The following is a 26432-nucleotide window of genomic DNA, read 5'->3' on the forward strand; positions in this document are numbered from 1 at the left end:
GTGCTTCGTCTCAGCCGAGGCGCGCATTCTACGCTTTCCTCATTGCCTGTCAAGCGTTTATTTTGAAGTTTATTTCGAGAAACTCGTTCAACTTCAAACACTTGACTCGCTTCGATCTCTCGTAGCGGGAGGCGAATTCTACAGCGTTTCAACACGCTGTCAACCTTCTTCTCAACCGCTGCCGATCTGTTCGATCGCAACCCTTACAGCACCACCCGAACTAGCTAACTCATTGAATCTCAAGGGGTTTCGCGTTCCGATGTCGCTGGAAGTGGGGCGCATTATAAGGGGATTCGAAACCGCGTCAACCTTTAATTTGATATAAATCAAAAGCAAAGCGGGGGGCTGCCGCCCCCCGCTTATCTATAGATGCAATGACCCGCTAGATCACCCCAGCCACCCGCAGTCGCTCCACTTCGGAATCCGGCACGCTTAGCAGCGCCTTCAATACGCTCTCCGTGTGCTCACCTAATAAAGGTGGCGCATGCCTGTACTCAACAGGCGTCTGCGACAAGCGAATCGGCGAAGCGACCTGGGGCACTGTCCCCGCCAGCGGATGCGCCATGGTCACCGCCAGTTCTCGCGCCACTACCTGGGGATCACTAAACACCTGCGCCAGGTCGTTGACGGGCCCGCACGGCACACCTACTGCTTCCAGATCACTCACCCACTGCGCCGTCGTTCTGAACACCGTCACCTGGCGGATCAAAGGCACTAGTTCGCCTCTATTGGCCACGCGCGCCATATTGGTAGCGAACCGCGGATCATCCGCCCACTGAGCATTTCCAGCCACCTCTGCAAACTTGCGAAACTGGCCATCGTTGCCCACGGTGAGAATGAAATCGCCATCGGCCGTGGGAAAGTCCTGATAAGGCACGATATTCGGATGCGCATTGCCGAGTCGCCGCGGCGGCGCGCCCGTTGTCAGGTAATTCATCGCCTGATTGGCCAGGCACGCCACCTGGACATCCAGCAGGGCCATGTCGATGTGCTGACCTTCACCACGCTGCTCCCGATGAGACAGTGCCGCCAGAATCGCCACCGTCGAATACAGCCCGGTAAGAATGTCCGTCAGCGCCACCCCAACCTTCACAGGCCCCGCACCCACCTCACCCTCCGGCAGCCCTGTCAGGCTCATGAGCCCCCCAAGCCCCTGAATCATGAAGTCATAGCCCGCACGCTGCGCGTAGGGACCTGTCTGCCCGAACCCGGTGATCGAACAGTAGATGAGCTTCGGATTGACAGCCTTCAGGCTGGGATAATCCAACCCATAGCCCGCCAAGCCACCTACCTTGAAGTTTTCAATGACGATATCGCTCTTGGCAGCCAACTCGCGAATCAGTCGCTGGCCATCGGCCTGGGTAAAGTCGATCGTGATCGAACGCTTGTTGCGGTTGGCCGCCAAATAATAGGCCGCCTCGCCGGTACTGCCACCCTCGCTGTCCTTGAGATAAGGCGGCCCCCACGCCCGCGTGTCATCCCCCTTACCTGGGCGCTCGACCTTGATTACATCGGCACCCAGGTCCGCAAGGATCTGACCAGCCCATGGCCCCGCCAGTACCCGTGACAGATCCAGCACGCGTAGATGCGAAAGCGCTCCCATGACCGCCTCCTTATCAATAGAAAGCCTGGATACCCGTCTGCGCACGCCCCAGTATCAGAGCATGCACGTCATGGGTGCCTTCGTAGGTATTCACCACCTCAAGGTTCACCAGATGACGCGCCACGCCGAATTCGTCCGAGATGCCATTACCGCCCAACATGTCACGCGCCATGCGGGCGATGTCCAGCGCCTTGCCACATGAGTTGCGCTTCATGATCGACGTGATCTCGACAGCAGCCGTGCCCTCATCCTTCATGCGCCCCAAGCGCAAGCAGCCTTGCAGCGCCAAGGTGATCTCGGTCTGCATGTCGGCCAGCTTCTTCTGAATCAGCTGGTTGGCCGCCAGCGGCCGGCCAAACTGCTGCCGGTCCAGGGTGTACTGCCGCGCTGTGTGCCAGCAGGCCTCGGCAGCGCCTAGCGCTCCCCAGGAAATCCCGTAGCGCGCAGAGTTCAGGCAAGTAAAAGGCCCCTTGAGCCCGCGCACCTCAGGGAACATGTTCTCCTCGGGCACAAACACGTTGTCCATCACAATCTCACCCGTCACGGAGGCGCGCAGCCCGACCTTGCCATGAATGGCCGGTGCACTCAGGCCCTCCCAGCCCTTTTCCAAAACGAAACCGCGGATGTCACCTGCATCATCCTTGCCCCATACCACGAACACATCAGCGATAGGACTGTTGGTGATCCACATCTTGCTACCGGTCAAGCGATAGCCGCCCTCGACTTTCCGGGCACGCGTGACCATCGACCCCGGGTCCGACCCATGGTTGGGCTCAGTAAGGCCAAAGCAACCAATCCACTCGCCACTGGCCAGCTTGGGCAAGTACTTCTGCTTCTGTGCTTCGGAGCCAAATTCATTGATCGGCACCATCACCAGCGACGACTGCACGCTCATCATCGAGCGATACCCCGAGTCGATGCGCTCTACCTCGCGAGCAATGAGCCCGTAACACACGTAGTTCAGACCGCTCCCACCGTACTGCTCCGGAATCGTGGCGCCCAGCAGCCCCACTTCACCCATCTCACGAAAGATCGCTGTATCTGTCTTCTCATGACGGAACGCTTCAAGCACACGCGGAGCCAGCTTGTCCTGGGCGAACTGATAGGCACTGTCTCGAACCATGCGCTCCTCTTCAGTGAGCTGTTGATCCAGCAAGAGGGGGTCGATCCAGCTAAAGCTTGCTTTGGCGGCCATGAGTGCATTTCTCCCAGAACGGTGGATGACGTATGCCGTGATCCTAGGCCGGGCAAACGGCGAGGACAAACGACGTTTGTGCACCCAGGAGTGCTATTTTCTCACTCATAAATAAGTGAAAACCCAAAAATCGATCATCCACGAGTGAGGGATAGGCATGCGTCGGAAGATACCCAGCACTACCGCCCTGGTTTGCTTCGAGGCTGCCGCACGCCACGAAAGCTTCACCAAGGCTGCCCAGGAACTGTCGCTGACCCAAGGCGCTGTGTGCAGGCAGATCGGCAGCCTTGAGGGCTTTTTGAACGTCGAGTTGTTCCGCCGCTCACACCGGGGCGTGAAGCTAACCGAGGCAGGGCTGTCCTACAGCCGGCAAGTGGCGGCGCAACTCGATGCGGTAGAGCGCGATACGCTGTCGGTGATGCGTCAGCAGGGCGCCAGCGTGATCGAGCTTGCAGTGGTGCCCACGTTCGGCACTCAATGGTTGCTGCCGCGCTTGATGGATTTCCAGCAGCGCCAACCCGATGTCACGGTCAACCTGACCAATCGCACAAGGCCTTTCCTATTTGCCGATACCAGCTTCGATGCCGCCATCTACTTTGGTGACGGTGATTGGTCAGGCACTCGGTCGCACAGGCTGATGGGTGAAAATCCTGTCCCTGTCTGCAGCCCCGCATTGCTCGGTGGCAGGCAAACCCTCCAGGCTCACGACATTGCACAACTCCCCCTGCTGCAGCAAAGCACCCGGCCCTATGCGTGGCGCCAGTGGTTCAGTAGCGTCGGCATTTCTGTAGCAACCGACATGACCGGCCCCCGCCTTGAGCTTTTTTCAATGCTCGCACAAGCGGCCATGCACGCAATGGGGGTCGCGCTCATTCCACCCTTTCTGATTCAACGCGAGCTCGGCGAGGGTAGGTTGGTGGTCGCTAACAGGCATGTTCTACGTAGCGACAGGGCCTACTATCTGATGATTCCGGAGCGCAGGGTCGAATCGACCACGCTGGATGCATTTCGTGAATGGCTAGTGGCGCAGGCGACGAACTTCGCGGACACCAAAGAAAGCTGACCCCGTAGTCAATTATAATTTACACCTACAGATATAATTATCTGTCGCATTTAAATAACCATATTGCAATGCTTCTGACGGTGATAAAGTGCTCCCGCGTTCTTTAATCAGGACTCTGTTTGCGACATTCGCCTGCCTACACACGAAAAATTCAGATTTTCCGCTGAAAATCGTCATAACCTGGCGAATAAAGATGCTTGAGCGCTTGTGACAGATTAGCTGCGACATATGGTCACATGGTGACTTGTAGTTATTGTTTGGTTTCGCTCCAAATTCTATTGAAGCCCGTTCGGTTCGTCTGCAAAATGCTGTGCCCGCCCAGGATTGGGCGGTAAGGCCCTTAGCCGCTCCGGCGCACCCTACGAAGTGCGCTGGCCTCAAAAATATAAAAAAGGTCATCGCAGGAGAAATAGTCGTGCACATTGGTGTTCCGCTCGAGACGCAGGCCGGCGAGACAAGGGTCGCCGCGACGCCTGAAACCATCAAGAAACTGATAGGTCAGGGTCATCAGGTTACGGTCCAGCAAGGCGCTGGGGTCAATGCCAGCATTCCGGACAGCGCCTATGAAGCTGTCGGTGCCCGCCTGGGCTCGGCGGCTGAAGCCTATGGCGCGCAGTTGGTGCTCAAGGTAGTCGCGCCAACCGATGATGAGCTGGCGCTGATGAGCAGCGGCAGCCTTCTGGTCGGCATGCTCAACCCGTTCAACAACGACGTTATCGCCAAAATGGCCGCGCGCGGCCTCACGGCTTTTGCGCTGGAGGCCGCGCCCCGAACTTCCCGGGCACAAAGCCTGGACGTGCTTTCGTCCCAAGCCAACATCGCCGGCTACAAGGCTGTATTGCTGGCCGCGCATCATTATCCGCGCTTCATGCCGATGCTGATGACAGCCGCCGGCACGGTGAAGGCCGCGCGCGTCTTGATCCTGGGGGCAGGGGTGGCGGGGCTGCAAGCCATTGCGACGGCCAAGCGTCTTGGCGCCGTCATCGAGGCATCGGACGTGCGCCCTGCGGTGAAGGAGCAGATCGAATCGCTCGGTGCCAAGTTCATCGATGTACCGTACGAGACCGATGAGGAGCGCGACTGCGCCCAAGGCGTCGGCGGCTACGCAAGGCCCATGCCGGCAAGCTGGATGCAGCGCCAGGCTCAGGCCGTACACGAGCGCGCTCGGCAAGCAGACATCGTCATTACCACCGCACTGATCCCGGGCCGCAAGGCGCCTACCCTGTTGAGCGCCGACACGGTTGCCCAGATGAAATCAGGTTCGGTGGTCATCGACCTGGCAGCGGCCCAAGGCGGCAACTGTCCATTGACCGTGGCCGACGAGGTCGTGCATGCCCATGGTGTCACCATCGTAGGCCCAACGAACCTACCAGCCCTGGTCGCAGCGGACGCTTCGGCCCTTTACGCACGCAACCTGCTGGACTTCACGAAACTGCTGTTCGACAAGGACGGCGCCCTGACCATCAACCTCGAAGACGACATTGTCGCGGCCTGCCTGATGTGCCGCGACGGTCAAATCGTCCGCAAGAACGGCTGAGGAGCACGACAAATGGAAGACATGCTGATTTCCCATGGCATTTATAACCTCATCATTTTCGTGCTGGCCATTTATGTGGGTTATCACGTGGTCTGGAACGTTACACCGGCCTTGCACACCCCGCTGATGGCAGTCACCAACGCAATATCGGCCATCGTTATCGTGGGTGCCATGCTCGCCGCTGCGCTGACGGTCACACCTGCCGGAAAGGTGATGGGCACGCTCGCCGTGGCCCTGGCTGCAGTCAACGTATTTGGCGGGTTCCTGGTCACCCGCCGCATGCTTGAAATGTTCAAGAAAAAGGTCAAGAACGAGGGGCAGAAGTCAGCATGAGCATGAATCTGGTAACGCTTCTGTATCTGGTCGCCTCGGTGTGTTTCATCCAGGCGCTCAAGGGCCTGTCCCATCCCACTACATCCCGGCGTGGCAACCTGTTCGGCATGATCGGCATGGGTATCGCGATCCTCACCACGGTCGGCCTCATCTATAAGCTCGGCGCTGAGCTGGCCACGGCCGGTATCGGCTATGTGATCGTCGGGTTGTTGGTGGGCGGCACTGCGGGCTCAGTGATGGCCAAACGGGTCGAGATGACCAAGATGCCTGAGCTGGTCGCCTTCATGCACAGCATGATCGGCCTTGCTGCGGTATTCATCGCCATTGCCGCGGTGCTCGAGCCCCAGTCGATGGGCATCGTCGCCGCCATCAGCGATCCGATCCCTACGGGCAACCGCCTGGAGCTGTTCCTGGGGGCAGCCATTGGTGCCATTACTTTCTCGGGCTCGGTGATCGCCTTCGGCAAGCTGTCGGGCAAATACAAGTTCCGCCTGTTCCAGGGTGCGCCGGTACAGTTTGCCGGTCAGCACAAGCTCAACCTCATTCTCGGCCTGACCACCATCGCGCTGGGACTGCTGTTCACCTTCACCGGCCACTACAGCGCCTTCACCCTCATGCTGGTTCTGGCGTTCATCATGGGCGTGCTGATCATCATCCCGATCGGCGGGGCGGACATGCCGGTAGTGGTGTCGATGCTCAACAGCTACTCGGGCTGGGCGGCGGCAGGGATCGGCTTCTCGCTGAACAACTCCATGTTGATCATCGCCGGTTCGCTGGTAGGCTCGTCCGGGGCGATTCTGTCCTACATCATGTGCAAGGCCATGAACCGCTCGTTCTTCAATGTCATCCTGGGCGGCTTTGGTGGTGATGCCGAAGCTGGCGCTGCCCAAGGGTCCACGGAGCAGCGCCCGGTGAAATCCGGTTCGGCCGACGATGCGACCTTCCTGCTCAGCAACGCCGACAGCGTGATCATCGTTCCCGGCTATGGCCTGGCCGTAGCCCGCGCCCAGCACGCACTCAAGGAACTGACCGAGAAGCTCACGCACAACGGCGTTACCGTCAAATACGCCATTCACCCGGTGGCAGGACGCATGCCCGGGCACATGAACGTGCTGTTGGCAGAAGCCGAAGTACCCTACGATCAAGTGTTCGAGATGGAAGACATCAATGCCGAGTTCGGCCAGGCCGACGTAGTCCTGGTATTGGGCGCAAACGACGTGGTCAACCCGGCCGCCAAGAATGACCCCAAGTCACCCATTGCCGGCATGCCGATTCTCGAAGCCTTCAAAGCCAAGACCATCATCGTCAACAAGCGCTCCATGGCCAGCGGCTACGCCGGCCTGGACAACGAGCTGTTCTACCTCGACAAGACCATGATGGTATTCGGCGATGCCAAGAAGGTCATCGAAGACATGGTCAAGGCCGTGGAGTGAGGCAGGTTCGGTTCTGACCCTGTGAACAAGAAGCCCTGGTCGGTAACGGCCAGGGCTTTTTAAATTATTGATCCGGATCAACGGCCATGAAGCGGCGAGGGTAATACGACCATGGTCGCGGGACGGCACCGGTCTAAATCACTAGACTGCGCTGCAGTAGCTTAGTAGCCCGAGATAACAATCCATGTACCGTGATCGCATCCGCTTGTCCTCCCTGCATAGCAAGGTAATGAGTGCGGCCGACGCCGCTGGCCTGATCGAGGACGGCATGACCGTCGGCATGAGCGGCTTCACCCGCGCCGGTGAAGCCAAGGCCGTCCCCCACGCGCTGGCCGAACGCGCCAAACAGTCGCCACTGCAAATCAGCCTGATGACCGGCGCGAGCCTTGGCAACGACCTGGACAAACAGCTGACCGAAGCCGGTGTACTGGCCCGCCGCATGCCATTCCAGGTGGACAGTACGCTGCGCAAGGCCATCAACGATGGCAAGGTCATGTTCATCGACCAGCACCTGTCGGAGACCGTCGAGCAACTGCGCAACCAGCAACTGAAGCTGCCCGACATCGCCGTGATCGAAGCGGTGGCCATCACCGAGCAGGGGCATATTGTGCCGACCACCTCGGTTGGCAACTCGGCAAGCTTTGCGATCTTTGCCAAGAAAGTGATCGTCGAGATCAATTTGTCGCACAACCCGAATCTTGAAGGGCTGCACGACATCTATATACCTACGTACCGTCCTACTCGTACGCCCATCCCATTGGTTAAGGTCGACGACCGCATCGGCAGTACCGCCATTGCCATCGACCCTGCCAAGATCGTGGGCATCGTCATCAGTGACCAGCCCGATTCGCCCTCGACAGTGCTGCCACCCGATGACGAAACCCAAGGCATTGCCGACCACCTGATCAGCTTCCTGAAGAAAGAGGTGGAAGCAGGGCGCATGACCAACCGGTTGGGCCCCTTGCAGGCGGGGATCGGCAGCATTGCCAACGCCGTGATGTGCGGGCTCATCGACTCGCCGTTCGAAGACCTGACCATGTACTCCGAGGTGCTGCAGGACTCCACCTTCGACTTGATCGATGCGGGCAAGCTGCGCTTCGCCTCCGGCAGCTCCATCACCCTGTCCAGTCGCCGCAACGCCGACGTGTTCGGCAACCTGGAAAAGTACAAGGACAAGCTGGTGCTGCGCCCGCAGGAAATCTCCAACCACCCCGAAGTGGTTCGGCGCCTTGGCATCATCGGTATCAACACTGCCCTGGAATTCGACCTCTATGGCAACGTCAACTCCACGCATGTCTGCGGCACCCGAATGATGAACGGCATTGGGGGTTCCGGCGACTTCGCCCGTAATGCACACCTGGCCGTATTCGTGACCAAGTCGATTGCCAAGGGCGGCGCCATCTCGAGTGTGGTCCCTATGGTCAGCCATGTGGACCATACCGAGCATGACGTGGACATTCTGGTCACCGAGCAAGGTCTGGCCGACTTGCGCGGCCTGGCTCCTCGGGAACGCGCCAGGGCGATCATCGACAACTGCGTGCACCCGGACTATCGCGCGGCCTTGAACGACTACTTCGAGCGCGCTTGCCTGCGGGGCGGGCACACGCCGCACATCTTGCGTGAAGCGCTGGCATGGCATGAAAACCTCGAAGAAACAGGTCGCATGCTTGCCCTGTAACACGCTCTGAAGTACGCACAAACCTCAAAGGGTCGCTTAGCGACCCTTTTTTGCGTGCTCAACGAAACAGATACCAGCAAGACTCTATAAAACTGTACTACTGTACTGGTTTTTACACTCAAGCCTGTCAACGAGCCAAGCAAATTGTATAAACTTGCACCATATTTGTGCGCACCAGTACAGTTAAGTCACTTTCGAGTGCAACAGTAGCGTTACACAGTTAACTGGCTTGCCGTCTTTACCTGCAACTGTATCTACTGTTATGGACAAGAGGGGAGGATCATTGGCATCAGTTAAATCACTATCTAATGCCGCCATAAGCGGAAGGATGATCATCATGGAACGTACCCTCAGTTCCGGTCTGGTTTTTGAAAGCACCGCCAAGCAATCCAACGCTTCGTTCCCCCTGCGCGTAGCTTCCACTCTGCTGCTTTGGCAGCGTCGTATGGCCAGCCGTCGTCAACTGGCTCGCCTGGATGCACGCCTGCTGGCAGACGCCGGTATCAGCGAATCGCAGCGCTACGAAGAGTTGAGCAAGCCTTTCTGGCGCTAATCGCCTGGGCCAGCCTGACTGGCAGCGTTAATCTCAAAAACCCGTCGCAGGGCCCTGCGACGGGTTTTTTGCTTCTGCTTTAAAGAAAATTCGCACGAACGGTACAGTTCCTTCAATTTATTTATCAGGCATAACAGTTGAGCGGCGCTCTATCATTAACATCTTGATACAGCACAGCGTGATACGCTTCGCTTAACTGTCTGGTAGAACCGACTGTCATACCCAAGGCAAGGGCCTTGCCCACGTTCCCAGCTGGATTTCCTTACACCAGGAGCTAACGTTCATGACCCGTAATTACCTCATTGGCGCTGCGCTGATGCTTGGCCTGGCTGGTACAGCCAGTGCCAGCAGTTTCGTCGTCACCACCGACACCGTGGTACGAGGCGTCGCTGCCTCTACCAACGCCACCTCCGATGCGTCTTCATCTTTGCGCGACAACAAAATCGTGCAAGCAGCCCGCGACGACGCCGCCAGCTTCGTCGCCAGCCAGGGCAGCATCCGAGGCGCCAAACTCGAAAGCGCGCTGGTTCACATCCGTGCCCAGGCACCTGCCTTGCACGCCAGCGACGAGCAGCTGGCTCAAGCCATCCTGGCTCTCTGAGTCAGCAGGCCGCCCCCAGCTGATCGCTCATGCGTTTTCTGCTATTACCCCTGCTCTGGATCGCAGGCATAGCCACGGCTCACGCGCTGGACACCACTACCCAAGGCCTGGTGATCTCGGGTTACGTCACGACCCAGGTCACCACTGCACCTTTTGATCGCAAGCTCATAAGCGCAGCGCGCGACGATGCGGCAGTGTTCGTTGCCACCGACGGTCGTGTGCGCGGCGCACGGCTTGAGGCAGCCCTTGAAGCCATTCGCGTGCATAAACCCGCGCGCTCTGCCAGCGACCTGGAACTGGCGCGAGCAATCCTCGTCGAATGAGTATCCTTTTCCTCCCAGTATTTTCGGAGATGCTCCATGCGTAAACCGCTGATTGCCGCTACTCTCGGCATGTTTCTGCTGGCCGACCTGGCCCAGGCCCAGACCTTGGTGGCCACCAGCAACATCATCGTGCGCGCCTTTGGCCGTTCGATCGACTTCACGTCAGATACCACGACATCCATTCGCGATTCCAAAGTGGTACGTGAAGCTCACGACGATGCAGCCAGCTTCGTAGCCAGTAACGGCGATATCCGTGGCGCGCAACTGGAAGCGGCGTTCACGACGTTGCGCGAGCGTGTACCGCAGGCACGCGATGCCAGTGACCAGGTATTGGCCGAAGCTATTCTCGCGCTGTGAAGTTACTGCGTGCCGGGTGGTTCGGCGGCCTTCTGACACTGCTTGGCACGCCCGCGCTCGCAGACTTGCACCTTGACCTGCAAACCGCCGACCTGACCCCGCAGCAGGTCAGCGCCAGCCAGGCGCTGCTCAACCAAGCGATGGCTAGCCTGCCACCCTCGTTCAAACAGCGGCTTGATCGCACCGTCAGCGTCAGTTGGAGCGACCAGATGCCGCCTGACGCCTACGGCCAGGCATCACTGGTATCCAGCTTGATGCTCAATCGGCGCCTACTGCCAAGCCTTTCCGACGGCACCGCGACCACCGAGCTGACGCATCGGCCCCATGGCACTGTGCGCAACGAACTGTTGGCGACCGTGGTGCACGAGCTCACTCATATCTACGACCGCGCCCGGTTATGGCCGGGGCAACAGCATGCCGTGCTCACTCGATGCAACCGCCTGCAAGGCACTGTCGGGAACATCGGCCTGCCCGGAGAGTGTCGCGGCCAGGCGGGGCGACGGTTCACGCTCAGCGATGACCCACGTCTGTTGGACCTCGCCGGCTGGCCCCAGTACGTAGGCCGGCGCGGCGAACGCGAACAGCATAACGGCCAGTTCGTGCGCAGCCCCGACCGCTACGAGCTGAGCAGCCCGAAGGAATACGTCGCGGTCAATATGGAGTACTTCCTTCTCGACCCTAGCTATGGCTGTCGCCGCCCCGCGCTCAATCGGTACCTGACACAACATTTTGGCTGGAGCCCACCCCAAGACGCCTGCGCCAAAGGCCTGCCGTTCATCAATGCCGGTAGCGACTTCGCGCGCCAACCCCTGGGTGAAGTCGACCCCGAGCGGGTGTACGAGGTGGATTACCTGCTGGCCGAGGCCAACCAGAACCTGGTCAGCCGCTGGGGGCACAGCATGCTGCGCTTGGTCATCTGCAAACCCGGCCGGCCACGAGGCCCGGACTGCCGCCTGGATCTCGATCAAAGCCTAGTGCTCTCGTACCGCGCTTTCGTCAACGACGTCCAGTTGTCCAGTTGGGATGGGCTGGTCGGCGTCTACCCCTCGCGGTTGTTCGTGCTGCCGCTGGGGCAGGTGATCGATGAATACACCAAGACCGAACTGCGCAGCCTGGCCTCGGTGCCGCTCAAGCTCAATCGAGAGGAGATCGAGAACCTGGTCCGCCAGGCCGCCGAGATGCACTGGAGCTACGACGGCAACTACTGGTTCCTGTCCAATAACTGCGCGGTGGAATCGCTGAAGCTGCTGCGCAGCGGTACCGCCAACCCAAAACTCAACGACCTCGACAGCATCATGCCCAATGGCCTGCTGGCCGTGCTCGACGGGCGTGGGCTGGCTGACACCAGCGTGCTGGACGATCCGCGAGAGGCACTGCGCCTGGGCTACCGCTTCGACTCGTACCGCGACCGTTATCAGGCCATGTTCGACGTCCTGAAGAAGCAGCTGCCGGTGAAGCAGACCAAGGTGGAGGATTGGTTGGCCCTGGACGCCGAACAACGCAAGCCCTGGTTCGACCAGGCTGACCTGCGCACCAGTGCAGCCTTGCTGCTTCTGGAACAGGCGGGCCTGCGACGGCAACTGCTATTGGCCCAGGACGAGGTCAAGCAACGCTACCTCAATGCCGCAGCGCTCAAGGATGGCAGCGTCGACAAGGCCGATGCCACCCTCAAGCAGATGCTCGCCAACAGCGGTTTCCTGAGCCGCCCGGCTGAACTGCTCGATACCACCGGCTACGGGCTGCCGCAGCAAGCAGAGCGGGTTCACCTGGAAAAGGTCAGCAGCGAACGCCAGGCGCAGCTGCTGCGCTTGAGTACCAACCTGGACAAGGAGGTGAGGGCGCTACTGGAGCCTTCCCGTGCGAGCCAGATAGCGGCAGTCGAAGCCAACGTGAAGCACATTGGAGAGCATCTTCGCGCATTGCACAAGGCAGCGGGTGGGCTGCAGCTGTAGCGGCCACCACAGCCCACTCACGCGCCTTCCCTACCTTTTGTCACCCTTGTTCGAGCGAAAGCTGGCTGAAAGCTTGCGCGCATAGGATAGCCCCATTGCCGGCACAGACCGGTCAGCCAGGGCGAGGTACGTGCCCCGCCCGGCGCATCCAACAACAACAATGGTGATACCGATGCCTTTCCGTGCCCGACTTCTCTCAGTCTTGTTCGACCCACTCCACGCACAGCGTCCTGCACGCTGACCCGCCCGAACCGTCTTCTTTTTCGTCGCGCCTCGCCTGGAGTATTGCCATGCTGACCTTCCTCGGCTTCGCCATGGTCGTCACGTTCATGTACCTGATCATGACCAAGCGCCTGTCGGCCTTGATCGCGCTGATCCTTGTGCCCATTCTGTACGCCATCTTCGGCGGTTTCGCCAGCAAGATCGGCCCCATGATGCTCGAGGGCATCAGCAAGCTGGCGCCCACCGGCGTCATGCTGATGTTCGCCATTCTCTACTTTGCCCTGATGATCGACTCCGGCCTTTTCGACCCTGCGGTGCGAAAGATCCTCAAGCTGGTCAAGGGCGACCCGCTCAAAGTGTCGGTAGGTACCGCCGTGCTGGCCCTGGTGGTATCGCTGGACGGTGACGGCGCCACCACCTACATGATCTGCTGTGCGGCCATGCTGCCCATGTACAGCCGCCTGGGCATGAGCCCGCGCATCATGGCGGGGCTCATCATTCTTGCCGGCGGGGTCATGAACATGACGCCATGGGGCGGGCCCACAGCGCGGGCGGCCAGCGCCTTGCACGTGGACCCTTCCGATATCTTCGTGCCCATGATCCCAGCGATGCTGTTCGGCGTAGTGGCAATTCTGGCCATTGCCTACCTGTACGGCAAACGCGAACGTGCCCGCTTGGGCGAGCTGCACCTGCCAACCGACGATGTCGATCACAGCGACATCAGCGTCTCGCAATATCCAGAGGCACGCCGGCCTAAGCTGCTGTACTTCAATGGCGCACTGACCGCTGCATTGATGGCAGCCCTCATCGCCGGCCTGCTGCCGCTGCCAGTGCTGTTCATGATCGCCTTCAGCATCGCCATGATCGTCAACTACCCATGCCTGCAACAACAGAAAGACCGTATTGCAGCCCACGCCGGCAGCGTGCTGGCGGTCACCGGTCTGATCTTCGCCGCAGGCATCTTCACCGGCATCCTATCAGGCACCGGCATGGTCGATGCCATGTCCAAAAGCCTGCTGGCCGTCATTCCCGAAGCCCTGGGCCCGTACCTGGCGGTGATCACGGCGATCGTGAGCATGCCCTTTACCTTCTTCATGTCCAACGACGCCTTCTACTACGGTGTCCTGCCGGTGCTGGCCGAAGCGGCAAGCCACTATGGCATCAGCCCGGTCGAAATGGCCCGTGCATCCATCGTCGGGCAGCCGGTACACCTGCTGAGCCCGCTGGTACCCTCGACTTACCTGCTGGTCGCCCTGGCCGGCATCGAATTCGGGGATCACCAACGCTTCACGCTCAAGTGGGCAGTGCTGGTGTGCCTGTGCATAATGTTCGCCGCGCTGATGATGGGCATTTTCCCGCTGTTCAGCAGTCTCTGATAACAGACCTCTCTCCACCGCAATGCGCCTCGATGCAGGCGCATTGCCTATACCGCTCAAAGGAAAACACATGGAATGGCTGACCAGCCCGGAAATCTGGGTTGCCTTTTTCACCCTGACCGCGCTTGAAATCGTTCTGGGCATCGACAACATCATCATGATCTCGATCCTGGTCAGCCGCATGCCCAAGCACATGCAGCCGCGTACCCGGATCTTCGGCCTGGCCCTGGCCATGGTGACCCGCATCATGCTGCTGCTGTCCATCACCTGGGTAATGCGCCTGACGGACGATCTGTTCGTGGTCCTGGGGCAGGGCATATCCGGACGTGACCTGATCCTGTTCTTTGGCGGCCTGTTCCTGCTCTGGAAAAGCTCGCAGGAGATCTACCATGGCCTGGAAGGCGAAGAAGAAAACGCCGATGAACCCAAGGGCTCTGGCGGCAAGTTCCTTTACACCATCATCCAGATCGCGATCATCGACATTGTTTTCTCGCTCGATTCGGTGATTACCGCTGTCGGGATGGTGTCGCACGTGCCGGTGATGATCGCCGCAATCATCGTCGCCGTGCTGGTCATGATGGCGTGCGCCGGCACCATTGCCGACTTCATCGACAAGCACCCTTCGTTGAAGATGCTCGCGTTGTCGTTCCTGATCGTGGTAGGTACCGTGCTGATCGCCGAAGCATTCGATGTGCATGTCCCTAAAGGCTACGTTTACTTCGCCATGGCCTTCTCCCTGGCGGTCGAAGCCATCAATATCCGCATGCGTACGTCGTTGGCACGCAAAGCCGGCAAGGAACACGAGGCCGTGAAACTGCGCAAGGATGTGCCGGGTCAATAACCACGCGCGTCACGAAATATAGGGCCCTGCGGGGCCCTTTGCGCATCCCGCAGCCCTGGCCGCGGATGTTTCAAAATCATGACAGCCATGCGAAGCTGGCGGCAGCGGCATATTAGAACTAAAGCTTGAACAGGCCTGTGCAAATAGCACTGCGCCCACGTCTTTTCGACTGGCCAGCTTGGCCGGTGCAATCAGGGGGCTCTCGTCATGCTGACCCTACTCAACCTGCTTTCGGCAGTCACATTGCTGGTGTGGGGCACGCACATCGTGCGAACCGGCATTTTGCGGGTATTCGGTTCGGACCTGCGACGCATCATCGGCCAGAACATGGACAAACGTCCGCTGGCCTTCATCGCGGGCATTCTCGTCACTGCAATGGTGCAGAGCAGCAACGCAACCGCAATGCTGGTCACCTCATTCGTGGGCCAGGGCCTTATGGCCATGACCCCGGCGCTGGCCATCATGTTAGGGGCTGACGTGGGCACCGCGCTCATGGCCCGTGTACTGACCTTCGACTTGTCCTGGCTTTCGCCCCTGCTGATTTTCCTGGGGGTGATCTTCTTCCTTTCACGCAAGCAGACCCGTGCTGGCCAACTTGGCCGCGTCGGCATCGGCCTGGGCCTGATCATCCTGGCGCTGGAACTGATCGTCCAGGCAGCTGCCCCCATCACCCATGCCCAGGGCGTAAAGGTGCTTTTCGCCTCCCTGACCGGCGACATTCTGCTCGATGCCCTGGTCGGTGCATTGTTCGCCATGGTGTCGTATTCGAGCCTGGCCGCCGTCCTGCTCACCGCCACACTGGCAGGGGCCGAGGTGATCAGCCTGCCCGTGGCCATAGGCCTGGTGGTCGGCGCCAATATTGGTAGCGGCCTGCTGGCGTTCATCAGCACCAGCATGCAGAACGCTGCTGGCCGCCGCGTGGCGCTGGGCAGCCTGCTGTACAAGCTGATCGGCCTGCTGTTGATCATCCCTGTGCTCCACCCGCTGGTGGACTGGATGGACACACTGAGTTTCAGCCCGCAGGAGCTGGTCATCGGCTTCCACTTGCTCTACAACACTGCCCGTTGCCTGATCATGCTACCTACGGTCAAGCCCATGGGACGGCTGTGCAACAGCCTGTTGCCAGAGCGCGAGCGCGACAACGGGCAGATACGCCCGCGCCATCTCGACGCCTCGGCCTTGGAAACGCCCAGTCTGGCGCTGGCCAATGCTGCCCGGGAGACGTTGCGCCTGGGGGATATCGTCGACAACTTGCTCGAAGCCATGCTTGGCGCACTGCGCGGCACCCAGGCTGCACTGCCTCAGCAGGTGCGTGCACTTGGGGAGGATGCCGAGGGCCTGTACAGCGCCATCAAGTTATACCTGGCGCAGATGACCCGCGAGGATCTCAGCGAACACGACAACCGTCGCTGGGCTGAGATCATCGAGCTGGCGATCAACCTCAAGCTGGCCTGCGACCTGATCGAGCGCATGTTGCGCAAAGTCCAGCAGCAGAAGACCAGCCAACGACGCGCCTTTTCCCAAATGGGGCTGGAAGAACTGACCGGGTTGCAAGAGCAATTGCTGGCCAATCTGCGCCTTGGCCTCTCGGTATTCCTCAGCGCCGACCCGGAAAGCGCGCGTCTGCTGCTGCGCGAGAAGCGTCGTTTTCGCGCCCAGGAGCGGCGCCTGGCCCATGCCCATGTCAGCCGCCTGCAGCGGAAAGTGGTACAGAGCATCGAGACCAGCTCCATCCACCTGGAGCTCATCGCCGACATGAAGCGGTTGAACTCTTTGTTCTGCAGCAGTGCCTATGTGGTACTGGGCGGCTCGGACACGGGCGGGCTGATGCTCGACAGCGTGCCGGACGAAGCCCCTCTGCCGTGATGTCGCCGACCTGAGGACCCCCGCTCGCCCATGCGTTGCCTGATGTTCATCTGCCTGCTGATGTTTAGCCTCTGCTCCTTTGCCCTGGACCGCGCTCGCGTGGAGGGCTACCTGCTGCCCAACGGCCTGCAGGTCATCCTCAAGGACGGCTACGAACGCGACCATGTGTCTATTCGCCTGGTCGTGGGCGTGGGCCTGGACGACTTCGGCTGTGACCAGAAAGAACTGCCGCACCTGTTGGAGCACTTGCTGTTCAGTGGGGTGGACGACACGGGCGAAGGAGGCCTCGAAGAGCGCCTGCAGGCACTGGGTGGCGAATGGAATGCGTTCACGGGCAATGCCGACACCACGTTCGTGATCGAAGCGCCCGCACGCAATCAGCGCAAGGTACTCGACCTGTTGCTGTCGATCATTCGCGACACCCAGATCGACGCCAAGGCCCTGGCGACTGCCAAGCGCATCATTGAGCGTGAGGACGGTGGCCACTACGGGCATCTACAGCGCTGGCTGGACCGGCAAGACATCGGTCACCCCGCCGGGCAGCAATTGGCAACGGAATTGGGCTTGAAATGCCCCGAGCGTTCCAATCTCGACGACATGACCCTCGAACAGGTCCAGGGCCTGCGCGAGCGTTGGTACGCGGCCAACAACATGACACTGATCATGGTGGGTGGGCTGGACCGCCTGTTGCCCGCCTACCTGGAAAGAACCTTCGGCGAACTCCCGGCCACCGAGCCGGAAGACCGCCGCGACCTGGAATCGATCAGCCAAGAGGCCAAGCAACGGCGCGACCTGATGCACGGCTGGCTGGGCGACACGGCCAAACTCCACTGGCTGTTCATCGAGCCGGTGCTGGACAACGACCACCAGGCCACCCTGGATCTGCTCTCCCGTTACCTGGACTGGGCAGTATATGACCAGCTGCGCCTGCGCAATGGCCTGTCCTATGGGCCCTCGGTCCAGCGCGAGAGCTTCGGTGATACCGGCCTGCTCAGCCTCAACGCCGACCTTGAGCGCGATGATATAGGAAGGGCGATCGAGGTCATGCGGCGCTTGTTCGATCACTTGCGCGAGCAGGGTCTGGACCCGGACACCTTTGCCCGCATCAAGCAAGCGAGCATCGCCAAGGAAAGTTGGGCAACCCAGGGCAACAGTGCCCTTGCCGATTATTACTGGGGCGCACTGAACGACTACACCGACGGCCGCTTCGCCAGCCCTGTACGTCAGTTGCAGCGCGTGAGCCTGGAGCAAGCCAACCAGGCGCTCGAACAGTTGCTCGCCCATGAAGGCTACATTCGTATCGAAAAACCGCTGCTCGGGTACGATGAGCTCTACGGCCTGTCGTTCCTGCTGGCAGGGTTGCTGCTCGCCGCATGCCTTCTGCGCTGGCGTCGACAGGCCCCTGACAAGCCAGGCGGTGCTACTCGGCACGTGTGAAACGGCGGTATCCTTTCAATGCCCGCGTCGTGCATGCAAGGGCCGCCTCCTAGCCACTCCCAAGCATTGCAGCCCCATGCCCCCAATACCTAAGATCGCCCAGCGCATCATCGAACTGCTCAAACGCTATCCGGGCGTCATTGCCTTGGGTGGTTTTCTATCAGGTGTAGGCAGTTTCATCCTGGTCGACCGGCAGGCGGGCCTCGCCAGCTGGATCGCCGTCCTGCTGCTGGTCAGCTGGGTCTGGCTGATGCTCGAAAGCACGCTCACCCGCCTGTTCACGCGGACCTTCAAGCGTGAAATACCCCAGCCGCTGTTGCGCTATGCCACGCAGATGATCCATCAGGAATCCCTGTTCTTCGTACTGCCGTTTTTCTTCATCACCACCACCTGGAACAGCGGCCAGTCGATCTTTACAGGCTTGCTGGGCGGCGCCGGACTGGTCTCGATCATCGACCCGTTGTACTACCGCTGGCTCGCGCCGCGGCGCTGGCTGTTCATGGCGCTTCACACCCTGACCCTGTTCGCCGCCTTGCTGACCGCCCTGCCGATCATCCTTCACCTCACCACCGCGCAAAGCTTCAAGCTGGCCCTGATCATCGCCATGGCCTTGTCCTTCCCGAGCCTGGTCAGCAGTTTTCCGGTCAGCAACTGGCGACGCGGTGTCGCCCTGGTGGTAATCACGCTGGCCGTCGGTGGCGGGGGTTGGTTGTTGCGCTCCTGGGTGCCGCCGGCCACCTTGTGGATGACCGAAGTCGCCGTGAGCACCGAGGTCATTAACCGTGAGCCGGGAGATTCACTGGATAAAATCGCTGCCAGCCGTATTCGCAGCAGCGGCCTTTACGCCTACACCGCCATCAACGCGCCGCGCGGCCTGAATGAGCGGATCTACCATGTATGGCAGAAAGACGGGCAGGAAGTGGACCGTATCGCCCTAGACATTCACGGTGGGCGCAAGGAAGGCTATCGAGCCTGGACCCACAAGCAGAACTTCCCGCCCAACCCGGTAGGGCGTTGGCAGGTGAGGGTACTGACTGAGGATGGCCAGGTGATCGGTGTACTGCGCTTCAAGGTAGTCGAGGATGCCGCCGCTTCATGAGCGGCGCATCGTGTACCGCCAGAAACGCCGGTCAGCCGAAGAACCAGTAGCAAACGCAGATCGCTGCCACCACACCGGAAAACTCGGCCAACAGTGCACACCCCACGGCATGGCGCACCCGTTGAATGCCCACGGCGCCGAAGTACACGGCCAGGACGTAGAACGTGGTTTCGGTACTGCCCTGAATGGTCGCTGCGACCAAGGCAGGGAAGCTGTCAACACCCTGGGCCTGCATGGTCTCGATCAGCATTGCCCGTGCAGCACTGCCGGAAAACGGCTTGACCAGGGCAGTTGGCAGCCCTTCGACAAAGCGCGTATCCAGGCCCATCCAGTTCACCGCATGGCGGATACCGTCCAACGCCACCTCAAGCGCCCCGGATGCGCGCAGTACACCGACCGCCACCAGCATCGCCACCAAGTAGGGCAGCAGGCTTTTGGCAACGTCGAAGCCCTCCTTCGCCCCTTCGACGAATGCTTCGTAGACCTGGACCCGCTTGAGCGCGCCGATGATCAAAAAGACGATGATCACCCCGAACAGCGTGAGGTTGCCCAGGATCGAGGACAAGCTGGCCAGCGCGGCTGCCGACAGCGTGCCGAGAAAGGCCATGAAGCCCCCCAGCAGCAACGCGCCGGGTACCAGGTACGCCAGCACCACAGGGTCCCATAGCCGTAAACGCTGCATCACCGCGACCGACAGCAGCCCGACCAGCGTCGACACACTGGTGGCCAGCAGGATAGGCAGGAACACCATGGTTGGGTCGGGCGCGCCTTGCTGGGCGCGGTACATGAACACGGTTACAGGGAGCAGGGTCAAGGAAGACGCGTTGAGCACCAGGAACAGGATCTGCGCGTTGCTGGCCGTGGTGCTGCTGGGGTTGAGCGTCTGCAGGGCACGCATGGCCTTCAGGCCGATAGGGGTAGCAGCATTGTCCAGGCCCAGGCCATTGGCCGCAAAGTTCATGGTGATCAGCCCTAGCGCAGGGTGCCCAGGCGGCACTTCGGGCATCAGCCGTGCGAACAAGGGGCCCAGTACCTTGGCCAGCCACTCGACGATACCCGCCTGCTCGGCGATCTTCAGAAAGCCCAGCCATAGGGTCAGGGTGCCGAACAGCAATACCATGACCTCGACCGACAGCTTCGCCATGGCGAAGATGCTTTCGACCATGGCCGCGAAGATGCCGGCGTTGCCACCCACCAGCCATTGAGCCATGGCAGATATGGCCGCTACCAGGAAAAAGCCGAGCCATAAGCCGTTGAGCATCCACGTACCTCCCCGAAAATGCCCGAATCATAACGTATCGAACACTGCCCTGGCTGCGGCTCGCCGTGAGTATGGATGCCACAGACGACAAAAAGCCCCGACGGGTCGGGGCTTTGGGTCCAACAGGTTTGGCCTCAGCGTTTGGCTGCTTCACCCACCATGGCAGTTTCAGGCTTCTCGGCGATCAGCGAAGCGTAGTACAGCTCGCCCTTGGCCGCGTCGTACATGCCTTCCCAGCGGGAGATGACCAGCGCCGCCAGGGCATTGCCGATCACGTTGAGCGCCGTGCGCGCCATGTCCATGATGCGGTCGACACCGGCAATGAACGCCAGGCCTTCCAGTGGGATACCCACGCTACCCAGGGTGGCCAGCAGCACCACGAACGAAACGCCTGGTACCCCGGCGATGCCTTTGGAGGTCACCATCAAGGTCAGCACCAGCAGCAACTGCTGGCTCCACGACAGGTCGATACCGTAGAGCTGGGCGATGAAGATGGCCGCGATGCTCTGGTACAGGGTGGAGCCGTCGAGGTTGAACGAGTAGCCGGTGGGTACCACGAACGAGCAGATCGATTTGGGCGCGCCGTACTTCTCCATCTTTTCGATAACCCGTGGCAGGACGGTTTCCGAGCTTGAGGTGGAGTAGGCCAGGATCAGCTCATCTTTCATGATGCGCATGATCTTGATCACCGAGAAACCGAACAGGCGCGCTACCAGCCCTAACACCATGAAGGCGAAGAAGGCGATGGCGAAATACACCAGCAGCACCAGCTTGGCCAGTGGCAGCAACGAGCTGAAGCCAAAGTTGGCAACGGTCACCGCGATCAGCGCGAACACACCGATCGGCGCGTACTTCATGATCATGTGGGTGACTTTGAACATGGTCTCCGATACGGCCTGGAAGGTGCGTACCAGAGGATCGCGCAGCTCGGCTTGCAGGCTCGAAAGGCCAAGGCCGAACATGACCGAGAAGAAGATGATCGGCAACATTTCACCGCGCATCAGCGCCGCGAAGATATTCGACGGGATCAGATTGAGCAGGGTCTCGATGAAGGCATGCTCATGCTGCACCTCGGCGGCGGTCGCCTGGTACTTGGAGATGTCCACAGTACCAAGGGTGCTCATGTCGATACCCGCGCCCGGATGGAACAGGTTGGCAAGCACCAGGCCCACAACAATAGCGATGGTCGTGACGACCTCGAAGTAGAGAATGGTCTTCAGGCCAATACTGCCAAGCTTCTTGGCATCGCCAACCCCAGCGATACCCACGATCAGCGACGAGATCACGATCGGGACCACGATCATCTTGATCAGGCGAATGAAGATATCACCAGCAGGCTGAAGGACGTTGCTGATCCACCAGGCCTTTTCTGCACTGAAGTGGTTCAGGAGCGCGCCGATTGCAACGCCCAGTACCAGACCTATGACGATCTGCCAGGCGAGGCTCAGTTTTGCCTTCTTCATGTCTTTACCCTTTGTTGTAGTGGTCATGTCGACTAACGGCAACCGGACAGCAGATGGACACAAGCCCGGAGTGAATTCGCCGATTAGCGACGTGTTGTAAGGACAGCGCAGACGAGCGCAGGGCTCGGTCGGCGAAAAAGGCCGCAACTATTGCGATGGGAAGAAGGGAAATCTAATGCCGGAAACGCATACCCCATACCGATTGAGCATGGGAAAGTGGGGTATCTAGAAGGGAATAGGCGTCCTGCGAAGCGCTGTTCGGAATCCCGAACAAGACATAAACGCCATATGACGGCTGAAATAGTCGCAGGGGAAAGTAAAAGAAGCTTGGTTGTTCGACAATCCGAATGCTTCAAACGCAGCTGATATAGATAGCACAGCTCACGAAAAAAAAGACGCGCGGTTGAGACAAAATGTGTCCCCAGATGGATTTCGTGCATCGTGCACTGCCATCTGGATGGCTCCTCGGAAGCCAGGTCCACCCTGAAGATCGTTCAGGGCTCTACTGACCTGGAACTTCCGATTCTGCCTTGCCTGACCCGGCCCAACAGGTGGAGGCACTCCCTGTACCCCTAGGCCACTCCGATCCTGTAGCGATCAAAACAGCCCGGCCCCTTGGTCATGTGCTGCTCCTCCTCGGAGCGGCGCATCATAGAAGGCTGCAAGCCTACGGCCGTTCAGCTTCTATTTCATGACAGTGCCAAACCTGAACCACACCGGTCTTGCGACTCAGTACCAGTTCGGGTCCCGCTTGAGTTGCTCCTGAAGCATGGTTTTCATGCCCTCGTCAGGTTTGCCAAGCCACCGATACTGCGCATGGCGGGTAGGCGACTTGTCGCTGGGCAGGCCTTCCGGTACCTCCACCAGCATCCCGTAGGCGTCATCCTTGTCCCAGCTGAATGCGACGATCAAACGCTTGTAAGTGCATTTGTCCGCGGCTTCGCAGAGCGGGCCTACGAGGTATTTATCACCGTCTTCCGTGACCGCCGACATCTGCTGAGGCGAACTTCCCGTCAGGTTCAACACCCAATCGGGCAGGCGTTCCTCGCCTTTTACGGCGTCCTGCCAGGATTCCCGGTACTCGGCGTCGCTACCCAGCAATTGATCGACGCGTAGCTGGCCATCATTGGCCGCCAGCGCTGCTGCAGTGGCGCTCATCATCAGAACGCCAGCTACGGCATTGCGTAACAGCCTGCTCATCTGCGACCGCGTCCAAAGAAGAACGAAGCAACGAAAAGAACCAGGAAGACGATGAACAGGATCTTGGCGATACCCGTTGCAGCGCCAGCGATACCACCAAAGCCCAGAACTGCAGCGACGATGGCGATGATGAGGAAAGTGATAGCCCAGCTCAGCATGATGATTCTCCTTTGTTTTCGAAAGCAGGGTGATCAGAACACCCAACGGTCCTGTGGTACGACATGTTCAACGGTTGCAGGGGACTCGGCCTTGCCCTTCGATGGCAGCGGCTCGGCTGCTTGCACGAGGTTACTGGCGCGGGTGTTCTGGATCTGCGACAGCAGGGCGGTTTGCGCCGCCACTTGGTCGGCCAGGCGGGCGGTTTGCACACTGTAGTAGAACAGCCCTGCTGCCAAAGTCAGCATGACCGCGATGCCAAGCGACATGATCTGACGCAGTGGCAGGGCGGTAACGTGCAAACGGTTGACAGATGGGCGGTTCATACCGGCTTCTCCTGCTGTGATTTTTGTCCAGACTTGAACAAGTAATTGCAGCCTGCGTGCCAGCTTTCAAATTAGAAAATATCCTTATTTTTCAACGAGTTAAAAGATTGAACCATTAGGACCTACCACGTATCCTGCACGATGCCCCCTGGGGGGCCGTGCGAAATGCACGATCACCCTTCAACCTTGGTTGCCACCTTGAGCATGTCGGCATCGACCCCACGCACACCAATGATCTGTCTGGCGATGTCCGTCGCGATATTCTTCTGCTCCGGGCTGACGACTTCGCCGGAGAGTCTGACCAGGCCATCCTGGCTCACCACCTTCAGATTCAGCCCGTCAAGGTTGCGGCTGAAGCTGTAACTGCTCTGGACCTTATCGACGATCCAGGCATCGCTTGGCTGCGGTCCGGTCGGGGCATCCACAGGCTGGTCTTTAGCTTTGATCATGGCTGCGGTGTCCAGGCTGATCAGGTTGTTGACCAGGTACACCCCCTCGGTCGTACGCGCCACGACGCCCGCAAGCTCCTTTGCCTCGGGGTTGTCTACCCGCCCCCGGAGCGTGACGACACCGCTGTCACTTTGTACCTCTATGGGTGCCTTTTCAGTCAGGCGGCTCCACAACAGCCGTGACCGTATGACTGCCGTAAGCGTCACGTCTTTCGTGCGCTGGGCATAAGCGCGCAACGCCAGTGGACGCTCGACCAGCTCAGGATTGACCTGCACCTGATTGTCGACCTTCTCGATACCAGAAGTCGCCAAAGCCACTTCCTCGACCAAACGTCGCTCAACCTCATTCTCGACCTCCCCAGCCAAACGCGCCGACGCCCCATCGACCTTAACGGTGATTCGATAAGGATTGAGGAGCCGATTCAAGGACACCGCCGTCTGCAGCGAACCTTCCAGGCGAGCATCGTGGACAGGATCGTCACTGGCCACAGCGGCGAGGGGCAGCAAACTGACCGCTAGCGCAAGTGCGCGAAAGGGGAAAGGCATGTCGTAGTCTCCTTTTGTAGGCAAAATCTGAAACTCTTCGCAACCAATGTGCCAACCAACCTCTCTAAGCAAATCGCCGGCCCCACGGGTGTCTTCAAGCTTCCTGGTCAACCCGCTGGCGTGCAAAGGGCAGAATCCTTCAGAATTGACCATGCAACTTGCCCGATTTTTCCCACACTAAACAAAGATATTTCCCAAAGGAGCGCAGGTACATGGAATCAGCCCAGGACAAGCAAGGCCGCATTCTGCTGGTGGATGACGAGTCCGCGATCCTGCGCACCTTCCGCTACTGCCTGGAAGACGAGGGCTACAGCGTGGCGACCGCCAACAGCGCCACCCAGGCGGAGAGCCTGCTGCAGCGCCAGGTGTTCGACCTGTGCTTCCTCGACCTGCGTCTGGGCGAGGACAATGGCCTGGACGTGCTGGCCCAGATGCGTGTTCAGGCACCGTGGATGCGCGTGGTCATCGTGACCGCCCACTCCGCTATCGACACGGCGGTCGATGCCATTCAAGCCGGTGCCGCCGACTACCTGGTCAAGCCTTGCAGTCCTGACCAGTTGCGCCTGGCCACAGCCAAGCAACTGGAGGTACGCCAGCTTTCCGCCCGCCTGGAAGCCCTGGAAGGCGAAGTGCGCAAGCCCAAGGATGGCCTGGACTCCCACAGCCCGGCCATGATGGTCGTGCTGGAAACAGCCCGCCAGGTAGCAACCACAGATGCCAACATCCTGATCCTGGGCGAGTCCGGGACCGGTAAAGGTGAGCTGGCCCGCGCCATCCACGGCTGGAGCAAGCGTGCGCGCAAGGCCTGCGTGACCATCAACTGCCCGTCGCTCAATGCCGAGCTGATGGAAAGCGAACTGTTCGGCCACACGCGAGGGGCCTTTACCGGCGCCAGCGAGAGCACCCTTGGCCGCGTCAACCAGGCGGACGGCGGTACGTTGTTCCTCGATGAAATCGGTGACTTCCCCCTGACCCTGCAACCCAAGTTGCTGCGCTTCATCCAGGACAAGGAATATGAGCGTGTTGGCGACCCCGTCACCCGCCGGGCCGATGTGCGCATCCTCGCCGCCACCAACCTCAACCTTGAGGAAATGGTGCGCGAGGGCCGTTTCCGCGAAGACTTGCTCTACCGCCTGAACGTCATCACCTTGCACCTGCCGCCCCTGCGCGAGCGCAGTGAAGACATCCTCACGCTCGCCGACCGCTTCCTGGCCCGCTTCGTCAAGGAATACTCAAGGCCAGCACGCGGCTTCAGCGACGAGGCACGCGCAGCGCTGCTCAATTACCGCTGGCCGGGCAACATTCGCGAATTGCGTAACGTGATCGAGCGGGCCAGCATCATCTGTCCCCAGGAAAAGGTCGAGATCAGCCATCTGGGCATGGGCGAGCAACCGGCAAGCAACGCGCCGCGTGTAGGGGCCGCCTTGAGCCTGGATGAGCTTGAGCGCGCGCATATCGGCGCCGTGCTGGCTGCCAGCGACACGCTCGACCAAGCTGCCAAGACCCTCGGGATCGACGCGTCGACTCTGTATCGCAAGCGTAAGCAGTACAACCTGTGAAGT

24 protein-coding genes and 1 pseudogene are annotated in these 26432 nt (G+C 59.9%); 17 read left to right on the plus strand and 8 right to left on the minus strand.

What is annotated here, in order from left to right; translation table 11 throughout:
• Positions 1–325, plus strand: a pseudogene (locus ACF8R3_RS16645) (hypothetical protein); the annotation flags it as partial.
• Positions 326–382: 57 nt separating this feature from the next.
• Here ACF8R3_RS16645 and ACF8R3_RS16650 read toward each other — a convergent pair.
• Positions 383–1603, minus strand: coding sequence for a CaiB/BaiF CoA transferase family protein (locus ACF8R3_RS16650; protein WP_392515923.1), 1221 nt, complete (start codon positions 1601–1603; stop codon positions 383–385).
• Positions 1604–1616: 13 nt separating this feature from the next.
• Positions 1617–2798 carry an acyl-CoA dehydrogenase gene (locus tag ACF8R3_RS16655; protein WP_058603709.1) on the minus strand — a complete coding sequence of 394 codons (1182 nt, stop codon included), beginning with the start codon at positions 2796–2798 and terminating at the stop codon, positions 1617–1619.
• A gap of 157 nt (positions 2799–2955) precedes the next feature.
• On the opposite strand from ACF8R3_RS16655, the gene ACF8R3_RS16660 reads away from it, so the two are divergent.
• The 15 genes from ACF8R3_RS16660 (at position 2956) to ACF8R3_RS16730 (ending at position 19469) form a co-directional block, all read left to right on the plus strand.
• Complete coding sequence (locus ACF8R3_RS16660) at positions 2956–3861, plus strand: LysR family transcriptional regulator (protein WP_392515909.1); 906 nt, start codon at positions 2956–2958, stop codon at positions 3859–3861.
• A gap of 415 nt (positions 3862–4276) precedes the next feature.
• The gene (locus ACF8R3_RS16665) at positions 4277–5398 is read left to right on the plus strand and encodes a Re/Si-specific NAD(P)(+) transhydrogenase subunit alpha (RefSeq protein WP_078477794.1); all 1122 of its coding nucleotides are present in this window, start codon (positions 4277–4279) and stop codon (positions 5396–5398) included.
• Between the two features lie 12 nt (positions 5399–5410).
• The gene (locus tag ACF8R3_RS16670) at positions 5411–5731 is read left to right on the plus strand and encodes an NAD(P) transhydrogenase subunit alpha (RefSeq protein WP_023532697.1); all 321 of its coding nucleotides are present in this window, start codon (positions 5411–5413) and stop codon (positions 5729–5731) included.
• Positions 5728–7164, plus strand: a complete 1437-nt coding sequence (locus tag ACF8R3_RS16675) for an NAD(P)(+) transhydrogenase (Re/Si-specific) subunit beta (protein ID WP_027913213.1) — start codon at positions 5728–5730, stop codon at positions 7162–7164. Before ACF8R3_RS16670 ends, ACF8R3_RS16675 begins: the two co-directional genes overlap by 4 nt.
• Before the next feature lie 184 nt (positions 7165–7348).
• On the plus strand, positions 7349–8842 hold the full coding sequence (locus ACF8R3_RS16680; RefSeq protein WP_058603706.1) for an acetyl-CoA hydrolase/transferase family protein: 1494 nt from the start codon (positions 7349–7351) through the stop codon (positions 8840–8842).
• 337 nt (positions 8843–9179) lie between these two features.
• On the plus strand, positions 9180–9395 hold the full coding sequence (locus ACF8R3_RS16685) for a DUF1127 domain-containing protein (protein WP_027913215.1): 216 nt from the start codon (positions 9180–9182) through the stop codon (positions 9393–9395).
• A gap of 283 nt (positions 9396–9678) precedes the next feature.
• Positions 9679–9996 carry a DUF2388 domain-containing protein gene (locus tag ACF8R3_RS16690; protein ID WP_058638695.1) on the plus strand — a complete coding sequence of 106 codons (318 nt, stop codon included), beginning with the start codon at positions 9679–9681 and terminating at the stop codon, positions 9994–9996.
• 29 nt (positions 9997–10025) lie between these two features.
• On the plus strand, positions 10026–10319 hold the full coding sequence (locus tag ACF8R3_RS16695; RefSeq protein WP_058638696.1) for a DUF2388 domain-containing protein: 294 nt from the start codon (positions 10026–10028) through the stop codon (positions 10317–10319).
• A gap of 36 nt (positions 10320–10355) precedes the next feature.
• A complete protein-coding gene (locus tag ACF8R3_RS16700) occupies positions 10356–10676 on the plus strand; it encodes a DUF2388 domain-containing protein (RefSeq protein ID WP_058603703.1) in 321 nt (106 codons plus the stop codon).
• The gene (locus ACF8R3_RS16705) at positions 10673–12628 is read left to right on the plus strand and encodes a DUF4105 domain-containing protein (protein ID WP_392515910.1); all 1956 of its coding nucleotides are present in this window, start codon (positions 10673–10675) and stop codon (positions 12626–12628) included. The genes ACF8R3_RS16700 and ACF8R3_RS16705 overlap by 4 nt, the downstream gene beginning before the upstream one ends.
• A 290-nt stretch (positions 12629–12918) precedes the next feature.
• Positions 12919–14226, plus strand: a complete 1308-nt coding sequence (locus ACF8R3_RS16710) for a CitMHS family transporter (protein WP_392515911.1) — start codon at positions 12919–12921, stop codon at positions 14224–14226.
• 70 nt (positions 14227–14296) lie between these two features.
• Positions 14297–15067, plus strand: coding sequence for a TerC family protein (locus ACF8R3_RS16715; RefSeq protein ID WP_027913220.1), 771 nt, complete (start codon positions 14297–14299; stop codon positions 15065–15067).
• 207 nt (positions 15068–15274) lie between these two features.
• The gene (locus ACF8R3_RS16720) at positions 15275–16933 is read left to right on the plus strand and encodes a Na/Pi cotransporter family protein (protein WP_058638700.1); all 1659 of its coding nucleotides are present in this window, start codon (positions 15275–15277) and stop codon (positions 16931–16933) included.
• A gap of 30 nt (positions 16934–16963) precedes the next feature.
• The gene (locus ACF8R3_RS16725) at positions 16964–18370 is read left to right on the plus strand and encodes a pitrilysin family protein (RefSeq protein ID WP_326384173.1); all 1407 of its coding nucleotides are present in this window, start codon (positions 16964–16966) and stop codon (positions 18368–18370) included.
• Positions 18371–18446: 76 nt separating this feature from the next.
• Positions 18447–19469, plus strand: coding sequence for a DUF5924 family protein (locus ACF8R3_RS16730; protein ID WP_392475037.1), 1023 nt, complete (start codon positions 18447–18449; stop codon positions 19467–19469).
• A gap of 31 nt (positions 19470–19500) precedes the next feature.
• On the opposite strand, the gene ACF8R3_RS16735 is transcribed toward ACF8R3_RS16730, so the two are convergent.
• The 6 genes from ACF8R3_RS16735 to ACF8R3_RS16760 form a co-directional block, all read right to left on the minus strand.
• A complete protein-coding gene (locus ACF8R3_RS16735) occupies positions 19501–20730 on the minus strand; it encodes a nucleoside recognition domain-containing protein (RefSeq protein ID WP_023532681.1) in 1230 nt (409 codons plus the stop codon).
• Positions 20731–20864: 134 nt separating this feature from the next.
• Complete coding sequence (gene gltP, locus ACF8R3_RS16740; protein WP_058603696.1) at positions 20865–22193, minus strand: glutamate/aspartate:proton symporter GltP; 1329 nt, start codon at positions 22191–22193, stop codon at positions 20865–20867.
• A gap of 729 nt (positions 22194–22922) precedes the next feature.
• Positions 22923–23393, minus strand: coding sequence for an inhibitor of vertebrate lysozyme family protein (locus tag ACF8R3_RS16745; RefSeq protein ID WP_326384174.1), 471 nt, complete (start codon positions 23391–23393; stop codon positions 22923–22925).
• On the minus strand, positions 23390–23551 hold the full coding sequence (locus tag ACF8R3_RS16750) for a DUF1328 domain-containing protein (protein ID WP_023532363.1): 162 nt from the start codon (positions 23549–23551) through the stop codon (positions 23390–23392). Before ACF8R3_RS16750 ends, ACF8R3_RS16745 begins: the two co-directional genes overlap by 4 nt.
• A 33-nt stretch (positions 23552–23584) precedes the next feature.
• Positions 23585–23875, minus strand: coding sequence for a hypothetical protein (locus ACF8R3_RS16755; RefSeq protein WP_058603694.1), 291 nt, complete (start codon positions 23873–23875; stop codon positions 23585–23587).
• Positions 23876–24048: 173 nt separating this feature from the next.
• On the minus strand, positions 24049–24870 hold the full coding sequence (locus ACF8R3_RS16760) for a BON domain-containing protein (protein ID WP_196141329.1): 822 nt from the start codon (positions 24868–24870) through the stop codon (positions 24049–24051).
• Positions 24871–25082: 212 nt separating this feature from the next.
• Between ACF8R3_RS16760 and algB the strand changes: the two genes are divergently transcribed.
• A complete protein-coding gene (gene algB / locus ACF8R3_RS16765; protein ID WP_023532715.1) occupies positions 25083–26429 on the plus strand; it encodes a sigma-54-dependent response regulator transcription factor AlgB in 1347 nt (448 codons plus the stop codon).
• Positions 26430–26432 lie beyond the last annotated feature (3 nt).

The sequence above is a fragment of the Pseudomonas sp. FYR_7 genome (assembly GCF_043106155.1).
Classification (GTDB): Bacteria; Pseudomonadota; Gammaproteobacteria; order Pseudomonadales; family Pseudomonadaceae; genus Aquipseudomonas; species Aquipseudomonas parafulva_B.